Origin of the sequence: Novosphingobium sp. ZN18A2, from assembly GCF_036784765.1 — a bacterium.
Lineage (GTDB): Bacteria > Pseudomonadota > Alphaproteobacteria > Sphingomonadales > Sphingomonadaceae > Novosphingobium.
This window is the reverse complement of the sequence record NZ_CP136651.1, coordinates 1275899-1292650: the sequence shown is the minus strand read 5'-3', so window position 1 is coordinate 1292650 and position 16752 is coordinate 1275899. Positions and strand designations below refer to the sequence as shown.

The window sequence follows — 16752 nt, the reverse complement described above, 5'->3', positions numbered from 1 at the left end:
CTGCTGTTGCAGGAATGCAAGCCATTTTTTGTAACGGCATCAACCCCGCGCGGCAAAACGCTCCGGATCGATGTCGAGCTGCACCAGCCGCTTGCGCAATGTGTTGCGATTTATCCCCAGAAGCTGCGCCGCACGAAGCTGGTTACCGCCTGTCTGCTCAAGCGCGTGTTCGAACAGCGGCTTTTCGAACGCGGCAAGCGCGGCTTCGTAAAGCGCGCCGGGCTGCGGATCGGCATCCGCAAGCCAGTGCGCGAATGCCACGTCCAGCGTTGGATCGCCCATGCCGGCGCCGTGGCCCGAAACACCCGCCGCGCCGCCGGTCCCATCGCCGCCCTGCCCCATATCGCCATCCTCAAGGAGCGGCAGGATCGCCGCGCTGTCGATCACGTCGTCGCGGCTCATCAGGGCAAGGCGATAGACAAAGTTCCTGAGCTCTCGCACGTTGCCGCGCCAGGGCTGACGCGCCAGCAGGGCCGCGCCGTCCTCCGAAAGCTGGCGGCGCGGCAGGCCCTCGTTCGCGGCAAGGCCCAGGAAATGGCGCGCCAACGCCTCTATGTCGTCGCGCCGTTCGCGCAGCGCGGGAAGCTCGATCGGAACGACGGCGAGCCGATAATACAGGTCTTCGCGAAACTGCCCGGCGGCAATCATCGGCATCAGATCCTTGTTGGTCGCCGCGATGATGCGCGCATCGACGGCAATCTCTTCCGCGCCGCCGACGCGCCGGATCTTGCCCGATTGCAGCGCGCGCAGAAGGCGGGTCTGCGCCTGCATCGGCATATCGCCGATCTCGTCGAGGAACAGCGTGCCGCCGCTTGCCTGCTCGAACTTGCCGGTATGGCGGGCGACCGCGCCGGTGAATGCACCCTTTTCGTGGCCGAACAGTTCGCTCTCGATCAGTTCGGCGGGAATGGCCGCAGTGTTGACCGCCACGAACGGGCCAGACGCGCGATTGCCCAGCTGGTGGATGGCTTCCGCCACCAGTTCCTTGCCCGTGCCCGATTCGCCCAGGATCAGCACCGTCAGATCGTTGCGCAGAACGCGCGTGATCATGCGGAACACTGCCTGCATCGCCGGGCTGCGGCCCACCAGCGGCATCGCCTGCGGCTTGTCTCCGCCCACGTCTTCGGACTGTTCGGCGGAACCGATCGCCTGGCGCACCGTGCGCACCAGATCGTCCAGATCAAAGGGCTTGGGAAAATACTCAAACGCGCCGGTATCGGTCGCGCGGACTGCCGTATCGAGCGTGTTCTGCGCAGACAGGATGATGATCGGCATCGCGGGGTGCGCCTGAGTCACCCGGCCCAGCGTTTCTATCCCGTCACCGTCGGTCAGCACCACATCGGTCAGCATCACCGCGTAATCGTTCTCGGCCAGCAGTGCGTCGCGCCCTGCCACCGAATCGCACCGGTCGACGATATAGCCTTCGTCCTCCAGCGCGGCCGTGATGACGATAGCGATGGACGCATCGTCCTCCACAAGCAGCACACGCCTGCTCATCGGCCGGTTTCCTTTCCGGTTTCGGCGACGGGCAGGTGCAGCCTGAAGTGCGTAAGGCCGCGCGCGTCGTCGCGATCGTGGGTGATGCGTCCGTTCATCTCGCGCACCAGTTTCTGGACCAGCGCCAGCCCCAGCCCCTGCCCGCTTTTCTTGGCGCTGACGAACGGTTCGAAGATGTGGTCGCGCAGCGCCGGATCGATGCCCGGCCCGTTATCGGTCACCCGCAGTTCGATCGGCAGGCGCAACGGCTTGCCGCCCGGCCCGGCATGAAGCGCGATGCCGCTGGCAAATCGTGTGCGCACGGCAACGCGCGGCTTCTCGCTTCCCTCGTTCGCTTCGAAGGCATTGGTCAGCAGGTTGAGCACCACCTGCACCAGTGCATCGGGATTGCACGATACCGCCGGAAGAGACGGATCAAACTCTTCCTCTATCGTAACCGCATCCGGCCGGCCCGCTGCGATCACTGCCTGGGCGCGGCGCACGGCTTCGTGCAGGTTGCAGTTTACGGCAGGTTCCTGGCTGCGGCGCGAAAGCGACTGCATCTGGTCTATCAGCTTGGCAATGCGGTCCACTTCCGCCGTGATCAGCCCCGGCAGCGCCTTGTCATGGCCTTCCAGCTTTCGGTCGATCAACTGCGCGGCACCGCGGATTGCGGCAAGCGGGTTCTTGATTTCATGCGCCAGAACTTCGGGCGCGCGCAGCACAACGCCATCGCCGCCGCCCGCGCCGCTGCCGTCTCCGGTCAGCGCCTCTACCCCCATGATTTCATGCAGCGCCAGCAATTGCCAGCCCGGCGCATGGGTGACGGGCGCGGTCATCACGTCCAGCCGGCGCGGGCGCTGGCCCTTGATCGAAACCTTGCACCCGCGCGCGAACAGTTGCGCATCGCCTTCCACCAGCCGCTGCAGGATCAGCGGTTCCTCGAATTCGAACATGGACGCCACCGGCTTGCCCGAAAGGCGGCGCGCGCCCTGCCCGATAAGCTGTTCGGCCGCGGGGTTGGCGGATGCGATCGTCAGGTCCGGCGCCAGCATCAGCACCGCGAGCGGAAGGCTTGCAACGATGCGCTGCGGATCGGGCCGCCGCCAATCGCCAGGCCCGCTCATTGCCCCGGCCCGTTCATCGATCCGGAACCATCATGGCGAACCACTCAAGCCGCCGCGCGGCGTTCTGCGGGGGCGTAGAATCCTTCCAGCCGGTCCAGCACTTCGCGCGGGTCTTCGATGAAGTTCACCTTGTTGCGGAATTCCGCCGAACCGGGCAGCCCCTTGGTGTACCAGCCCAGGTGCTTGCGCGCCATGCGAACGCCGGTGAAGCTGCCATAATGGTCAAGCATCGCCTCGTAATGCTCTACGATCGTGCGATATTGTTCCTCGATGCCCGGATCGTCCAGCCGCTGGCCGGTGCGCAGCCAGTGCATCACCTGCCCCAGCAGCCAGGGGCGGCCATAGGCGCCGCGCCCGATCATCACGCCGTCCGCGCCAGACTGTTCCAGCGCCTGCGCGGCATCGTCTATGCTGCACACGTCGCCGTTGACAACCACGGGGATGGAAACCGCCTGCTTTACATTGCGCACAAAGGCCCAGTCGGCACTGCCCTTGTACATCTGGTTGCGGGTGCGGCCGTGGACGGTGACCATCTTCACGCCCAGGTCTTCGGCAATCTTCGCAAGTTCAGGCGCGTTCAGGTCGCCGTGGTCCCAGCCCATGCGCATCTTGACAGTGACCGGCACGTTCACCGCCTTGACGGTCGCTTCCATCAGCTTCGTTGCCAGCGGCACTTCGCGCATCAGCGCCGAACCGGCGAGCTGCCCCACAACCTTGCGCACCGGACACCCGAAATTGATGTCGATGATCGCCGCGCCATTGCCTTCCTGCAACTTTGCCGCTTCGGCCATGCTGGCGGGATCGCAGCCGACAAGCTGCATCGACACGGGTTCCTCGATGCGGTCCCATTCGGCCTTCTGGATCGACTGGCGCGTTTCGCGGATCGCCGCTTCGCTGGCGATCATCTCCGTCACGTTGAGGCCCGAGCCATAGCGCCGCACCATCGTGCGGAACGGCCTGTCGGTCACGCCGGTCATCGGCGCGAGGATCACCGGGCAGTCGATCTGCACGGGTCCGACGCTGATCGGCGCGAGAGTGGGCGGAACGGGAGCTTCGGTCATCTGAAAACGGGTCTGCCTAAAAAACAGGCAGCGCATAGTGCATTGCGGCAAGTCCGGCAAGGCTGATAGAGGCCGCCGGTCATGCAGGACAGCGTCCCTCCCCTTGCCCCCGGAACCGCGGGCATCGTCGTCGCCGCGGGCAAGGGCCTGCGCGCGGGCGGAGAGGTGCCCAAGCAGTTCGCGCCGTGGCGCGGCAAGCCGCTGCTGCGCCATTCGCTGGAAGCGCTGGCCGGCGCGGGCGTCGCTCCCATCGTCGTGGCGATTCCCGAAGGGGCGGAAGCGATAGCCCGAAGCGCGGCACAGGGGCTGGATCGCATTCGCTTCGTGACCGGCGGCGAAACGCGGCAGGCTTCTGTCAGCCGGGCGCTGGACGCACTCGAGGCGGATGCCCCCGCGCGGGTGCTGATCCACGACGCCGCCCGCCCCGGCCTGCCCCGCCGCGTAATGGACGCGCTGGTCGCGGCGCTTGGCCAATGGCCAGGGGCAATCCCCGTCCTGCCGGTGGTGGACAGCCTGTGCCATGCCGAAGGGGCCTTGATGGGCGCGCCCGCCCGGAGAGAGGCGCTGCGCCGGGTGCAGACGCCCCAGGCGTTCCGCTATGCCGATATCCTTGCCGCGCATCGCGCATGGGACGGCGCGCCGGACGCGGGGGACGATGCGCAGGTGGCGCAGGCCGCCGGACTGGCCGTGGCGCTGGTCGAAGGCGACGAGGCGCTGAAGAAGATCACCTTTGCTTCAGATTTCGGCACATCGGAGGCAGGCGAGGAACAGTCCATGACACAGCTTTACCCCCGCACCGGCACCGGCTTTGACGTGCATCGCCTGGCCGATGGAGTGGACTTGTGGCTGTGCGGCGTGAAGATAGACCATCCGCGCGGACTTGCCGGGCATTCGGATGCCGACGTTGCGATCCATGCGCTCGTCGATGCCCTGCTCGGCAGCGTGGGCGCGGGCGACATCGGTGAGCATTTCCCGCCAAACGACCCGCAATGGCGCGGCGCCGCGTCCGACCGGTTCCTGGCCCATGCCGCCGCGCTGGTTCGCGAAGCGGGCTATGTGATCGGCAATGTCGACGTGACGATCGTCTGCGAAGCGCCGAAGATCGGCCCGCACAAGCACGCGATGCGCGCGAGACTGGCGGAAATCCTTGCGCTTGCGCCCGATACTGTCAGCGTAAAGGCGACGACGACGGAGAAGCTGGGATTCGCCGGGCGCGGCGAAGGCATTGCAGCCCAGGCCATCGCCACGGTATTCCCCGCGCCTTGAGGATTCGCATTGGAGCGTTACGACCGATGACCCTTGCCCGTCCCGCGTTCGCCGTGCTTGCCGGTGCCGCGCTGCTTCAGGCGCAGGCCGCCAGCGCCGCCGCTCCTGCGCCGTGCCTTACCGAAGCGGAAGTTTCGGGCATGGCTGCATTCTCCATGCCGTCCGTCCTGCGCGGCGTGATGAAAAGCTGCCGCGCGCACCTTTCGGCAAACGGCTTCTTCGCCACCAGAGGCGCCGACCTTGTTGCCCGTTATGCTGCCGGCAAGGACGCGGCCTGGCCGATGGCGAAAGAAGCGTTCCTGAAATTCGGCGCGGGCAAGAACCCGGAAACGATGGAGCAGATCGGCCAGTTGCCCGACGAGGCATTGAAGCCGTTCGTGGAGGGCATGATGCAGCAACTCGTGGGTGACCGGATCAAGCCGTCCAGTTGCAGCGACATCGAACGCGGGACCAGCCTGATCGCACCGCTGCCCGCGCAGAACACGGCGGACCTGGTGGCCTTCATCATGGTCCTGGTGTCGCGCGACAAGGCCGGCGAAAAGGTGAAGATGCCCGTCTGCAAGGCCACCGCGTGATGGATACCGGCAACCTTCTTCCGCCCGACATCGCAGAGCTGGCAAAGCGCGTCGTGGCCGAAAACGCCGCGACAGGCCGGAAGGTGGCACTGGCGGAAAGCTGCACCGGCGGCCTTGTGGCCGGCGCGCTGACGGAAGTGCCGGGCAGCTCGGCGGTGCTGGACCGCGGTTTCGTCACCTATTCGAACGAAGCCAAGCGCGAAATGCTCGACGTGCCGGCGGACCTGATCGACACATTCGGCGCGGTCTCCGTCGCGGTCGCATGGTCGATGGCGCAGGGCGCGCTGGCCCATTCCGGCGCGGACGTGGCCGTCGCGATCACGGGCGTTGCCGGACCGGATGGCGGCAGTCCGCAAAAGCCGGTGGGCACGGTGGTTTTCGCATTGGCGGAGCGCGGCGGCGACCCTGAAGACGTGACCGCCGAGATGAAGCATTTCGATTGCAACGGCAGCCGCGCCGAGGTGCGCCGGCAGGCGACGCTGATCGCGCTGGAACTGCTGCTGCCGAAGGCGGGCGAGGAATAGGGCAGGCCGAGGAAGCCGCGAGACACCTGGAGAATATCCGCCTCCTGGTGATCCTGTGCGAAAGCCGACCTTCCGGATACGCTAACATTGCGGACGTTGCGCATTTGCCCACCCCGCTGCGACTAGCGCCGCCTTCAGCGGCGCAAGTCTCGCTCCCCTCCCGCTTGCGGGAGGGGTTGGGGGTGGGCTGGTGCAATGTCCGCTCCCCTCAACTACGGCCATTCCGGCATCCCATCCGGCGTGTCCGAAGCCGTCAACGGGCCTTCACGTTTTCCCCCGCGCCTTCGCCGGTTGTCCGTAAAGCTCCGCCGCGCGTTTTTCGAAGGCGGCCACCATCTTGCGGAACGCGCGGTCCATGTATTGCCCCGCCAGCTTTTCCAGGATCGCGCTGCGAAATTCGAACTCCACGCGAAACTCGATCGTGCACCCGCCATCCTCTCCGGGCGCGAACGTCCAGCCGTTTTCCAGCTTCTTCAGCGGGCCTTCAAGGTATTCCACCATGATCCGGTCGGGCCGGTGCTTTGCCACGCGAGAGGTGAACTTCTCCTTGAACGCGGAAAAGCCCACCAGCATGTCGGCCACCATCTCGGTCTCGCTGTCGGACCTGATCCGCGTAGCGACGACCCATGGCAGGAATTCGGGATAGCGGCGCACGTCGGCCACCAGGTCGAACATCTGCTGCGCCGACCACGGCATTGCCCGCGTTTCGGTGATCCGGTGCGTCAATTAGGTCAGCCTGCTTTTGCCGCCGCCTTCGCCAGCCTGGCTTCACGCGCGGCACGCATTTCAGCGAAATCCTCGCCCGCGTGATAGCTGGAGCGCGTCAGCGGGCTGGAAGCGACCTGCAGAAAGCCCTTGGCCCGCGCGATAGCGCCGAAAGCGTCGAACGCCTGCGGCGTAACGAAATCGATCACTTTGGCGTGCTTCGGCGTCGGCTGCAGATACTGGCCCATGGTCAGGAAATCGATCCCGGCAGAGCGCATGTCGTCCATCACCTGGTGGACCTCCAGCCGCTCTTCCCCAAGCCCCAGCATGATGCCCGACTTGGTGAAAATCATCGGATCGTGCGCCTTCACTTCCTCCAGCAGGCGCAGCGACGCGTAATAGCGCGCGCCGGGACGGATGGTGGGATAAAGTCGCGGCACCGTTTCAAGGTTGTGGTTGAACACATCCGGCCCGGCCGCAACGATCGCTTCAATCGCCGGGCGCATCTTGCCGCGGAAATCGGGCGTCAGGATTTCTATCGTGGTGTCCGGCGTGTTGCGGCGCAGCGCCTCGATCACCTTCACGAACTGGCCCGCGCCGCCATCGGGCAGGTCGTCACGGTCCACGCTGGTGATCACGATGTGCTCAAGCCCCATCTTTGCGGCGGCGGTCGCCACGTGTTCCGGCTCAAGCGGGTCGACCTTGCGCGGCATGCCCGTCTTCACGTTGCAGAACGCGCAGGCGCGCGTGCAAACGTCTCCCAGAATCATCACGGTCGCGTGCTTCTTCGTCCAGCATTCGCCGATGTTCGGACAGGCCGCTTCCTCGCACACGGTGTTGAGGCCAAGGTCGCGCATCAGCTTTCGCGTTTCGCCATAACCCTTGCTGGTGGGCGCTTTCACCCGGATCCAGTCCGGCTTGCGCTGCCGGGGCTCATTGGGCCGGGGCTCGCGTGACGGAGGGAGCGGATTGGTGGAGAGGTCGTTCATAAGGGCGCACATAGGACCAACAAGCGCCACTTGCCAGCCCCGGCAAGCCCCGCCATTAGGTCCGATCATGAGCGAATACGAATCTCCCGACCTCGAACGCCTCGTCGAAGGCTACCGCCGCTTCCGCAAGGGCGACTGGAGCGAACGTCGTGAACGCTGGGCCGAACTGAGCGAAGGGCAGCAGCCCCAGGTGATGATCATCGCCTGTTCGGACAGCCGGGTAGAGCCCGCGCAGATTTTCGATACCGCGCCGGGCGAAATGTTCGTGGTGCGCAATGTTGCCGCGATGGTTCCTCCGTTCGAAACCAATCCGGGTCGCCACGGCGTTTCCGCCGCGCTCGAATTTGCGGTGCAGGTGCTGAAGGTGAAGGAAATCGTGGTGATGGGCCACGGCATGTGCGGCGGCTGCAAGGCGGCGCTGACACAGGAACTGCACGGCACGGAACCCGGCGAAGGCGGTTTCATCGCGGACTGGATCGCCCTGTTGGACGATGCGCGCGCGCCCATTGCCGCGCAACTGGGCACAGAAGGACGCACAGCGGAAAAGGCGATGGAACTGGCGGGCGTGAAGGTCAGCCTCGACAACCTGCGCACATTTCCCTGTGTGCGGCGCAAGGAACGCGACGGCGAGCTGACGCTGCGCGGCGCGTTCTTTGCCATTTCGGATGGTATTCTGCACCTGCTGGACGAGGAAAGCGGCGAGTTCCACGCGGTCGACTAGGGTCAGACCCTAATCCTGACGGTTGCCAGACGCGCCCCGAACACCCACATCGGGGCGCATATGGATCAACCACTCAAGAACATCGCCCTCCTGATCGACGCAGACAATGCGTCTCCGGACGGGATCGACCCCGTGCTGACCGTGCTTGCCGAACTGGGGCAGGTCAACATCCGCCGCATCTATGGCAACTGGGCCAAGCGCTCGCTGGGCGGCTGGACGAAGATCGTCAACGAATACGGGCTTTCCGCGCAGCAGCAGTTCGACCTGACCAAGGGCAAGAACGCCACCGACATGGCGATGACCATCGACGCGGTCGACCTGCTGTACCAGGGCAAGGTCGATGGCTATGGCATCATGTCCAGCGACAGCGACTTCACGCCGCTCGCCACGCGCCTGCGGCAGGACGGGCTGGTGGTTTACGGTTTCGGCAATGCCCGGACTCCGGCCGCCTTCCAGACCGCCTGCACCCGCTTCCTTGAAGTCGAAAAGCTGATCGCCGCAGACCGGCGCGAACCCGATTCACCGGTTGAAACCAATGGCGCTTCGCCGATCAACCAGGAACTGATCGATCTGCTTGGCGCCGCGTGGAAGGCCGCGAGGCGTGACGATAAAGGATATGCAAGGCTGTCCGAGGTCGGCCAGATCGCGGGCAACCGGTCCAGCTTCGACGTGCGCAACTATGGCTACAAACGCCTGTCGGAGCTGATGGAGGCGGCCAGCGACTTCTTCAAGGTGGAACGCCGCGCCGACAAGCACCTCTACGTGCGCCGTCTGCGCTGACCGTTCGGATCAATCATAAACCGGATGCCATAGCCCCCGACAGCACGGCATCCGCGGCCGCGATCCGGCCAGGGACAATGGCCGGACCGACTGCGCCTTGCCCCGAATATCAGCCGTTCGCTTGCGGACGGCGGGTCAGAACCGCGACAAGAGCGGGCAGGAACAGCAGAACCAGCGGCACGGCGGCGGTAAGGCCGAAGATGATCGCGGTGGCCAGCGGACGCTGAAGGCCCGCACCCCGGTTGAACCCCAGCGCCAGTGGACTGAGCGTGAGAATCGCGATCAGTGCGGACATCAGGATCGGCCGCAGGCGCTTGCGGCCCGCTTCCTGCAGGGCGGCCAGATCTACCGGCTTGTCCGTGTCCAGCTCTGCAAAGAAGAAGACGATCAGTTCGCTAACCATGCCGACCACCATGGTTAGCCCCATGAGCGCCGAGATATCGAGTTCGATGCCGGTGATCCACAGCCCGCACAAAACGCAGGCGGCAGAAAGCAGCACGGTCGTCATCGCGGCAAGCGTCCACGCGATCCGTTCGTACAGCACGGTCAGCAGCAAGGCCGAAAGCAGCAGGGCTGCGGCGAAGACCATGGCAAGATCCCTGAAGCTCTTCTGCTGCTGGGCATAGAGCCCGCCATAATCGACACGGATCGAAGGCGGCAGGGAAAGCGCGGAGACGGTCTTGCGAATCTCCTTCATGGCAGACCCGAGATCGCGCCCCTCCAGTCGCGCGGTCACGTCGATGAAGGGCGCCAGATCCTCACGCGTAAGCTGCTTCTGGCCGGCCAGGATCGATACTTTCGCGATCTGGCGGACACGGACCGTGTGACCATCGGGCGCGGTGATCGGCATTTGCGCAATCTCGTCGGCGCGCTGTCGCAGCGATCCCGGTCCGCGCACCCGCACATCCACCAGTTGCTCCCCAACGCGGACCTGCGTGGCCGATGCGCCGCCGACCAGCGCCTCGAGCTGTTTGGCAACCGCATCGGGATCGAGATTCTGCTGCAGCGCGGCACCCGGATCGACCTTGACGGAAATCGCGTCGCCGGCAACGCGCAAGCCATCGACGACTTCCACAACGCCCAGGACCTTGCCGATCGCCGTGCCGACCTGCTTCGCCGCTTTTGCCAGCGCCGCGGGATCGTCACCGAACAGCTTGATCTCGATTGGCTGGGGAACGGCGGTGAGGTCACCGATCAGGTCCTCCATCAACTGCGCCGTCTCTATTTCGACACCCGGAACCCTTGTCTGGATCTTCCGGCGGATCTCGGCCATCACTTCGTCGATCGGACGGCGCGATCCGCCCTTCAGGCGGACGAAGTAATCGCCCTCGTCAGATTCGGTCAGCCCGCCGCCGAGTTGCGCCCCGGTTCGCCGCGAATAGCTGGTCACCTCGGGCGTCGACTGGATGATCTGTTCTATCTGCTTCAACAGACGGTTGGTGTCGCTCAATGCCGCGCCCGGCTGGGCCTTGTAATCCAGAATGAATCCGCCTTCGTCCATATGCGGCATGAAACCGGACGGGACGTGGCGATAGGAATAGAAGCCCGCTGCCGACAGCCCCACGAGCAAGGCGATGACGAGCAGCCCCGGCCGTGCAAGAAGGCGGTGTGCGGCGCGATCATAGACCGTGATCATATGCCCCAGCAGCCCCCCGGCGCTTTCCGCCGCCTCCGCGTCCTTTTCACGCAACCAGTAGGCGGCAGCCAGAGGGATGAGAAAGCGCGCAAAGATCAACGAAATGGCGAGAGCCGCCACCATGGTCACCGCCAGCGCCTTGAAAAAGCCGCCCGTGACCCCGGAGATAAAGGCCAGCGGCAGGAAAACCACGATTGTCGCGCCGGTCGAACCGAAAAGCGGTTTTCCCATTTCGGCGGCGGCGGCAAGCAACCCCGGCGGATCACTGGCCGCGCCTTCCTGCATGCGCCGCATCATGTGTTCGAGCATGACAACGGCATCGTCTATGATAAGGCCCACGGCAGCGGCCATGCCACCAAGGGTCATCATGTCAAAGTGCATGCCCATGGCGAACAGAATAAGGCATGTGCCCGCCAGCACCGCGGGCAGGACCGCCGCCGTGATTGCCATCAGCCTGGCCGAGCGCAGGAACACGAAAAGGACCAGGCCTGCCAGTACCGCGCCGAACAGGATCGCGTCGCGCACCGCATTGGCGGCCCCCGTCACCAGTTCGGACTGGTCATAGAATGGCGACACCTTCACGCTGGGCGGCAGGCCCAGCGCTTTCATCTTGGCAGAAACGTCCCTTACGACCTGGACCGTATCGCCGCTGAACGTCTGACGGACATTGACCAGCACGGCATTCTGGCCGTTGCTCGTCACCAGCGTGTAGTTGGGCGTGACGGAGGACTGGACCGTCGCGACATCGCCTACCGTCACAAGCCCCGCGCTTCCCCCGCTCCCCGCCTTGATCGGCGTCGCGGCAATGTCCGCGGCATTGGCAAGCCGGTTTTCTACCAGCACCAGATAGAGCCGGTGCCGATCCTCGATCCGCCCCGCGCCGCGCACGACGTTGGCCTTGCCGAGCGCGGTCGCCACGTCCGTTGGACTCAGCCCCAGAGCCGTCAACCGCGAAGGGTTGACATCGACTTCGAAGGTGCGCGGCGAGCCGCCGAGCACGTCCACTGCCGCGACCCCCGTAATGCCGGTCAGCGCAGGCCGGATCTTCAGTTCGGCAAGCTGGCGCAAGGCTTCCTGGTCGAGCGATCTGGATGTCAGCGCGATGCCGTAAACCGGGAATACGGTCGGGTCGGCACGCCACGCGCTGTAGCGCGTCCCGGCGGGCAAGTCGGGCTGGATAGTGGACAGCGCGCCCTGCGTTGCCAGCAGGGCGCGGGCCATGTTCTCACCCCACGAGAAATTGAGCTGGATCTCCGCCGAACCCCGGCTTGTCGTCGAGCGGACGCGGGTAACGCCCGGCACGCCGCGCAAGGCGATTTCCATGGGCCGGGTAATCTGCGCTTCCATTTGCGCGGCATCGCGCTCTCCGGCGTCGATCGACACGACGACGCGCGGGTAATCGATCTGCGGAAACAGGCTGACCGGCAGATTCAGCGCGCCGATGGCCCCGCCCAGCGTAAGCAGGATCATCGCCAGCCAGAGCGCGCGGGCGTGCCGGGCCAGTCCGGTGCTCATTTGGTGCGCACCTTCATGCCATCCTCAAGCGCGGTGCCACCTGCCGTGACGACCTTTTCGCCCGGCGCCACCCCTTTCTCTATGGCGATGCGCTGGCCATTCGAAGGGCCGGTGACGACATCATGCCGGTGTGCAACGCCGCCCTTGACCACATAGACATAGGGCTGCCCGCCATCGTCCAGCAGCGCCGCATAAGGAACGGTAATCGCATCGGTGCTTGTGGCGAGCGGCACTTGCGCCGTCAGCGGCTGGCCCGCCCCCAACCCTGCCTGTGCGGGGATGCGCGCATAGAGCGATGCCAGCCGGGTCTGCGGATCGGCGGTCAAATCGATGCTTTCGACCGGGACCGTCAGCGTGGGCCGACCGGAAGCCGCACCCACGCGTATGTGCGTTCCGGGCCTGATCCGGATCGCGGCCGCAGGATCGATGCCGAAGCCGGCCCGCCCTGCCCCCGAACGGACAAGCGTCGCGACCGTGCTGCCCGCCGCGATCAGATCGCCGGGATTGACCGGCACCGATTCCACGGTGCCCGCAGCCCGGGCCCGCAGCGTAAGATCGCGCGCGCCCAGCATCATGGCGTCTTGCTGCGCTTTCGCGGCGACGGCGGCACTGCGTGCGCTTTCTACGTCGGCATCGCTCGCCAGGTCGTCCGCCCGCAGGCGCCGGGCACGGGCATAGGCCTGGTTTGCCGTGCGGGCGTCGGCGGCGGCCTTGGCCATCGCGGCCCGGCTTTGCGGGCTGGGCTTGAGCCGCGCCACGACGTCACCCTGCCTGACCGTGCTGCCGACGGGCCGGGCAATCTCGCCCACGATCGCCTCCAAAGGCGTGGACAAAGCGTATTGGGCGGTGCTGTCCTTCTGAACCGCGCCGTAGAGCGTAAGCGTCTGCTCGACGTTGTCCCTGGTCGCAGTGGCGAGCGAAACCAGCGCCACCGGCTTCGCCTGACTGTTGCCGCCGTCCGCGCTGCCTGAGCAGGCGGCCAGAAGAAGCAATAGTGACAGAGTATAGCGGCGGATCATCACTTCCATGCCTTCCTTGGGGTTCCCGTCAGCAGTTCTAGCGCGATCATCTGTTCACGGATCGCCTGCTCGCTCTGGTCGATTTGCGTCAGCCGGTCGCGCAAGGCCTGTTGCGCGACGATGGCGGTTTCCCCGCTGATATCGCCGCGACTGGCGGCATGGCCTGACGCCTCTGCATAGGCGCGCAAGGTTGCGAGCCCCTTTTCGGCCTCGGCGCGCTGGCGAAAGGCGAGCGCGATGCCCTTTTCGGCGGCAGCGATATCGGACCGCGTCTGGAACAGGCGCGCACCGTATTCGGCCTTGAGCGCCGCCCTTGTTGCCCGCGCGACAGCTATTCCTCCGCGGTTGCGGTTCCACAGCGGCAGGGTGAAATCGATCGCCGGGCCGACCAGCGTGTTGCCTGCCGAATCGCGGTTGGCATTGAACGTAAGGTTGAGCGTCGGAAACTGGTCGAGCACTGCCTTGTGGACCGCCGCTTCCTGCGCGGCATAGCCGGCCTGAAGCGCCTGCAGGTCGGTACGGTTGCGACGCGCGAGAGCGAACAGTGCATCGGCACCGGGCGGTGCATCCGGCAACGGCGCGGCGGCCAGTTCCGGCACGGTCCCCGGCGGCAATCCCAGCAGCCTCGCCAGGGCACTGCGGGCTGTGGACAGATCCTGCTCCGCCGTGCGCAGCCTGGTGGAAGCATCCAGCGCCGCGACCCGCGCGGCCTGCAGGCGGCCACCCGAAACGTCGCCACGCGCCGCGGCCTTCTGCGTGCGTTCGAGCAGCCATTGCGACGCTTCGGCCGACTTGCGAGCCAGCGTCGCCTGCCGGTCCAACGCCTGCGTGCGTACCGCCTCGATCCGCGCCAGACCGGCCGTCTGCCATTCCTGCCACGCCAGATCGAGCCGCACCTGCCGCGCTTCGGCCTTCGCTTTCTCGCGCGTCACGCCGTGGGTGCGCAGCGCGTCGATATCGAGCGCGAAGGCGCTGGCCAGGTCCATCATCGGGTCCGGCCCGTGCAGCACCTTGCTTGCGCCAAGGCTGATGGAGGGGTCGGGCAGCAGCCCCGCCGCGAATACCTGCGCGTCCGAAACGCGCGCGCGGACTCGCGCGGCCCTGAGATCGGGGTTGTTGACAACCGCCAGCGTCGCAACCGCATCGGGTGTGAGCGGCGCCGACAAGTCCAGCTTGACCGGCGCAAGCCAGGGCCGGCTGATCCTGTCCGCCTTTTCCTCCAGCACCGATGCAACCGGCGGCGTGAGCGCTTCCTGCCCCGGATCGAGCGGCACTGGCCGATAGTGTGCGCAGCCGCCGATCAACAGCAGGGCAAGCAGAGCGTATCGTTTCATGTGTCCCGCCTCCGCTTGAAGTGCAGCGTAACGTCCAGTCCGGGCGTCGCGTCGTGCAAGGCGATGGTGGCATCGTGGGCATGGGCAATGGCCTGCACGAGGCTGAGACCCAGGCCGTGCCCCGGCGTCGAACGCGACGCCTCAAGGCGCACGAAGCGTTCGAACGCGCGACGGCGATCTGCCTGCGGAATGCCCGGCCCGTTGTCGCAAACGCTCACCGTCACGGCTCGTTCGTCGCACGATGCGGCCAGACGGATCCGGCTGCCCGGCGGCGTGTGGCGCAAGGCGTTCTCGATCAGGTTGATAAGCGCCTGCGCGATCAGTTCGCGGTCGCCACTGACGACGCAGCCCGGTGCGCCCGCCCAAACCAGCGACCGTCCCGCGTCCTCTGCGATAGGGGCGTGGATCTCACCCAGTTCCGTCACCAGCCCGCCAAGATCGACCGGCGTGAAGCGATGCCGCAGATCGCTTCCGTCCAGTTCCGATATGCGCAGGATCGCTTCGAACAACCGGAGTACATCGTCCGCGCGGTCGACCGCATCCTCCGCGATCTCGCGGCATTCCGGATCGTTCGAGCGATCAAGCAGAAGCTCGAGCCGATTGCGCAGGCGGGCAAGCGGTGTGCGCATGTCATGCGCCAGGTCGCCGGTAACCTGCCGCAGGTTGGCCACCAGCCCCTCTATCCGGTCCAGCATGGCGTTGAGCGAGGCGGCGACGCGGTCGAATTCGTCGTCCGCGGGCCCGATCTCCATGCGCGGTGTCAGATCGCCGGCGACGATGGCCGAGGCGGTATCCTCGATCCTCGACAATCGTCGGCGCAAATAGCCGCCCAGCAAGAACGTGCCGAGCGCACCGATCCCCACCAGTGCCACACAGGCGACACCGAAGATGGTCAGGATCGTGCGGTCGATCTCCTCCAGCGGTTCAAGATCCGCCGCGACGACGAGGCGATAGCCGTCCGAAAGATCGGTCACCAGCGCGCGGGCCGGGTCGGCCCCTTCCTTAGGATCGATAAAAGTGATCCGGTGCCAGCCGGGCGGCGTCGGTTGCGTGTTCATCTGCCCCGCGACCCTGCGCCCAGCCGGATCGAACAGGGCATAGCCCAGGGCATCGGGCCCCGTCGCATCGCGCTGGGCCACGGCCTCGCGCAGGCCGCCTATTCCGTCGTCATGCATTTCGGTGAGGAGCGCGCCGGTCGCCTGTTCGATACTTGCGTCCAACTGGCGAGAAAACGCCTCGTGCGCAGCAAGATAGACCGCCGCGCCCAGGCACACCGTTGCCAGCGCAAAGGCCAGCGACGAGATGAAGGCAATCCGGTATGCAGCGCTCCTGAACAACACTTTCATTGTTCGCGCATCCGGTAACCGACACCGCGCACGGTTTCTATGACGTCCGGCAACCCGCCTTCGTTCAGCTTCGAACGCAACCGGCTGATGTGCGTTTCCACGATCTTGGTCTGCGGGTCGAAGTGGAAATCCCAAACCCTTTCGAGCAGCATCGTGCGCGTCACGAATTCGCCCGGATGGCGCATCAACTCTTCCAGCACGCGAAATTCGCGCGGCTGAAGCGTGACAGGCGCGCCATCGCGCCGCACTTCACGCCGCAGCAGGTCCATCTCGATCGGGCCTGCCACCAGCCGCGTAACCGCCTCTTGCGGCGCGGCGCGGCGGCTGAGGGCATTAACCCGCGCGAACAGTTCGCCAAAGGCAAACGGTTTGACCAGATAATCGTCGGCACCGGCATCCAGTCCTTCGATGCGGTCCTCTATCCGGCCGAGGGCCGTCAGCATGATCGCCGGTGCCATGATCTCCGCCGCCCGCAGCCGGCGCAGGACGGATAGCCCGTCCAGTTCCGGCAGCATGCGGTCAAGGATCATCAGGTCCAGATCTTCGGTAAGACCGAAGTGCAGCGCATCGGGGCCGCTACTCGCAAGCAGCACGTTGTGCCCGTGTTCCCGGAGGCCGTTTGCCACGAACTGCGCGGTTTCCGGCTCGTCTTCGGCCACCAGGATACGCACGGCCTCC

The 16752-nt window shown here is 65.8% G+C and carries 15 protein-coding genes; 5 read left to right on the top strand and 10 right to left on the bottom strand.

Annotated features, from left to right (window positions below; all coding sequences use genetic code 11):
- Positions 1–39: 39 nt before the first annotated feature.
- Genes RXV95_RS06475 through dusB form a run of 3 tightly spaced genes read right to left on the bottom strand, consistent with a single transcriptional unit; the run spans position 40 to position 3664 of the window.
- The gene (locus tag RXV95_RS06475; RefSeq protein ID WP_338468192.1) at positions 40–1497 is read right to left on the bottom strand and encodes a sigma-54 dependent transcriptional regulator; all 1458 of its coding nucleotides are present in this window, start codon (positions 1495–1497) and stop codon (positions 40–42) included.
- Complete coding sequence (locus RXV95_RS06470; protein ID WP_338468191.1) at positions 1494–2603, bottom strand: ATP-binding protein; 1110 nt, start codon at positions 2601–2603, stop codon at positions 1494–1496. Before RXV95_RS06470 ends, RXV95_RS06475 begins: the two co-directional genes overlap by 4 nt.
- 44 nt (positions 2604–2647) lie before the next feature.
- Positions 2648–3664, bottom strand: coding sequence for a tRNA dihydrouridine synthase DusB (dusB, locus tag RXV95_RS06465; RefSeq protein WP_338468190.1), 1017 nt, complete (start codon positions 3662–3664; stop codon positions 2648–2650).
- A gap of 81 nt (positions 3665–3745) precedes the next feature.
- Here dusB and RXV95_RS06460 point away from each other — a divergent pair, with 81 nt between their 5' ends.
- From RXV95_RS06460 to RXV95_RS06450, 3 genes are read left to right on the top strand one after another with little or no spacing between them, the layout of a single operon-like run.
- A complete protein-coding gene (locus tag RXV95_RS06460) occupies positions 3746–4930 on the top strand; it encodes a bifunctional 2-C-methyl-D-erythritol 4-phosphate cytidylyltransferase/2-C-methyl-D-erythritol 2,4-cyclodiphosphate synthase (protein WP_338468189.1) in 1185 nt (394 codons plus the stop codon).
- Between the two features lie 26 nt (positions 4931–4956).
- Positions 4957–5505 carry a hypothetical protein gene (locus RXV95_RS06455; RefSeq protein ID WP_338468188.1) on the top strand — a complete coding sequence of 183 codons (549 nt, stop codon included), beginning with the start codon at positions 4957–4959 and terminating at the stop codon, positions 5503–5505.
- On the top strand, positions 5505–6029 hold the full coding sequence (locus RXV95_RS06450; protein ID WP_338468187.1) for a CinA family protein: 525 nt from the start codon (positions 5505–5507) through the stop codon (positions 6027–6029). The genes RXV95_RS06455 and RXV95_RS06450 overlap by 1 nt, the downstream gene beginning before the upstream one ends.
- Before the next feature lie 264 nt (positions 6030–6293).
- On the opposite strand, the gene RXV95_RS06445 is transcribed toward RXV95_RS06450, so the two are convergent.
- Together RXV95_RS06445 and lipA are read right to left on the bottom strand one after the other, a co-directional pair.
- On the bottom strand, positions 6294–6755 hold the full coding sequence (locus tag RXV95_RS06445) for a type II toxin-antitoxin system RatA family toxin (RefSeq protein ID WP_338468186.1): 462 nt from the start codon (positions 6753–6755) through the stop codon (positions 6294–6296).
- A gap of 5 nt (positions 6756–6760) precedes the next feature.
- Positions 6761–7723 carry a lipoyl synthase gene (lipA, locus tag RXV95_RS06440; RefSeq protein WP_338468185.1) on the bottom strand — a complete coding sequence of 321 codons (963 nt, stop codon included), beginning with the start codon at positions 7721–7723 and terminating at the stop codon, positions 6761–6763.
- A gap of 67 nt (positions 7724–7790) precedes the next feature.
- Here lipA and RXV95_RS06435 point away from each other — a divergent pair, with 67 nt between their 5' ends.
- On the top strand, positions 7791–8444 hold the full coding sequence (locus tag RXV95_RS06435) for a carbonic anhydrase (RefSeq protein WP_338468184.1): 654 nt from the start codon (positions 7791–7793) through the stop codon (positions 8442–8444).
- Between the two features lie 60 nt (positions 8445–8504).
- Complete coding sequence (locus tag RXV95_RS06430) at positions 8505–9224, top strand: NYN domain-containing protein (RefSeq protein WP_338468183.1); 720 nt, start codon at positions 8505–8507, stop codon at positions 9222–9224.
- A 109-nt stretch (positions 9225–9333) separates the two neighbouring features.
- On the opposite strand, the gene RXV95_RS06425 is transcribed toward RXV95_RS06430, so the two are convergent.
- Genes RXV95_RS06425 through RXV95_RS06405 form a run of 5 tightly spaced genes read right to left on the bottom strand, consistent with a single transcriptional unit; the run spans position 9334 to position 16745 of the window.
- The gene (locus RXV95_RS06425) at positions 9334–12375 is read right to left on the bottom strand and encodes an efflux RND transporter permease subunit (RefSeq protein ID WP_338468182.1); all 3042 of its coding nucleotides are present in this window, start codon (positions 12373–12375) and stop codon (positions 9334–9336) included.
- Positions 12372–13403, bottom strand: a complete 1032-nt coding sequence (locus tag RXV95_RS06420) for an efflux RND transporter periplasmic adaptor subunit (RefSeq protein WP_338468181.1) — start codon at positions 13401–13403, stop codon at positions 12372–12374. Before RXV95_RS06420 ends, RXV95_RS06425 begins: the two co-directional genes overlap by 4 nt.
- The gene (locus tag RXV95_RS06415) at positions 13394–14728 is read right to left on the bottom strand and encodes a TolC family protein (protein ID WP_338468180.1); all 1335 of its coding nucleotides are present in this window, start codon (positions 14726–14728) and stop codon (positions 13394–13396) included. The genes RXV95_RS06420 and RXV95_RS06415 overlap by 10 nt, the downstream gene beginning before the upstream one ends.
- On the bottom strand, positions 14725–16074 hold the full coding sequence (locus RXV95_RS06410) for an ATP-binding protein (protein ID WP_338468179.1): 1350 nt from the start codon (positions 16072–16074) through the stop codon (positions 14725–14727). The genes RXV95_RS06415 and RXV95_RS06410 overlap by 4 nt, the downstream gene beginning before the upstream one ends.
- Entirely contained in the window at positions 16071–16745 is a 675-nt protein-coding gene (locus RXV95_RS06405; RefSeq protein WP_338468178.1) for a response regulator transcription factor, read from the bottom strand. Before RXV95_RS06405 ends, RXV95_RS06410 begins: the two co-directional genes overlap by 4 nt.
- Positions 16746–16752: the final 7 nt, after the last annotated feature.

What these genes read in the sequence shown, in the direction of transcription:
- RXV95_RS06425 (WP_338468182.1), bottom strand. Translation starts at nt 12,375, where the DNA reads ATGAGCACCGGACTGGCCCGGCACGCCCGCGCGCTCTGGCTGGCGATG.
- RXV95_RS06470 (WP_338468191.1), bottom strand. Translation starts at nt 2,603, where the DNA reads ATGAGCGGGCCTGGCGATTGGCGGCGGCCCGATCCGCAGCGCATCGTT.
- RXV95_RS06450 (WP_338468187.1), top strand. Translation starts at nt 5,505, where the DNA reads ATGGATACCGGCAACCTTCTTCCGCCCGACATCGCAGAGCTGGCAAAG.
- dusB (WP_338468190.1), bottom strand. Translation starts at nt 3,664, where the DNA reads ATGACCGAAGCTCCCGTTCCGCCCACTCTCGCGCCGATCAGCGTCGGA.
- RXV95_RS06410 (WP_338468179.1), bottom strand. Translation starts at nt 16,074, where the DNA reads ATGAAAGTGTTGTTCAGGAGCGCTGCATACCGGATTGCCTTCATCTCG.
- lipA (WP_338468185.1), bottom strand. Translation starts at nt 7,723, where the DNA reads ATGAACGACCTCTCCACCAATCCGCTCCCTCCGTCACGCGAGCCCCGG.
- RXV95_RS06475 (WP_338468192.1), bottom strand. Translation starts at nt 1,497, where the DNA reads ATGAGCAGGCGTGTGCTGCTTGTGGAGGACGATGCGTCCATCGCTATC.
- RXV95_RS06415 (WP_338468180.1), bottom strand. Translation starts at nt 14,728, where the DNA reads ATGAAACGATACGCTCTGCTTGCCCTGCTGTTGATCGGCGGCTGCGCA.
- RXV95_RS06420 (WP_338468181.1), bottom strand. Translation starts at nt 13,403, where the DNA reads ATGGAAGTGATGATCCGCCGCTATACTCTGTCACTATTGCTTCTTCTG.
- RXV95_RS06460 (WP_338468189.1), top strand. Translation starts at nt 3,746, where the DNA reads ATGCAGGACAGCGTCCCTCCCCTTGCCCCCGGAACCGCGGGCATCGTC.
- RXV95_RS06455 (WP_338468188.1), top strand. Translation starts at nt 4,957, where the DNA reads ATGACCCTTGCCCGTCCCGCGTTCGCCGTGCTTGCCGGTGCCGCGCTG.
- RXV95_RS06430 (WP_338468183.1), top strand. Translation starts at nt 8,505, where the DNA reads ATGGATCAACCACTCAAGAACATCGCCCTCCTGATCGACGCAGACAAT.
- RXV95_RS06435 (WP_338468184.1), top strand. Translation starts at nt 7,791, where the DNA reads ATGAGCGAATACGAATCTCCCGACCTCGAACGCCTCGTCGAAGGCTAC.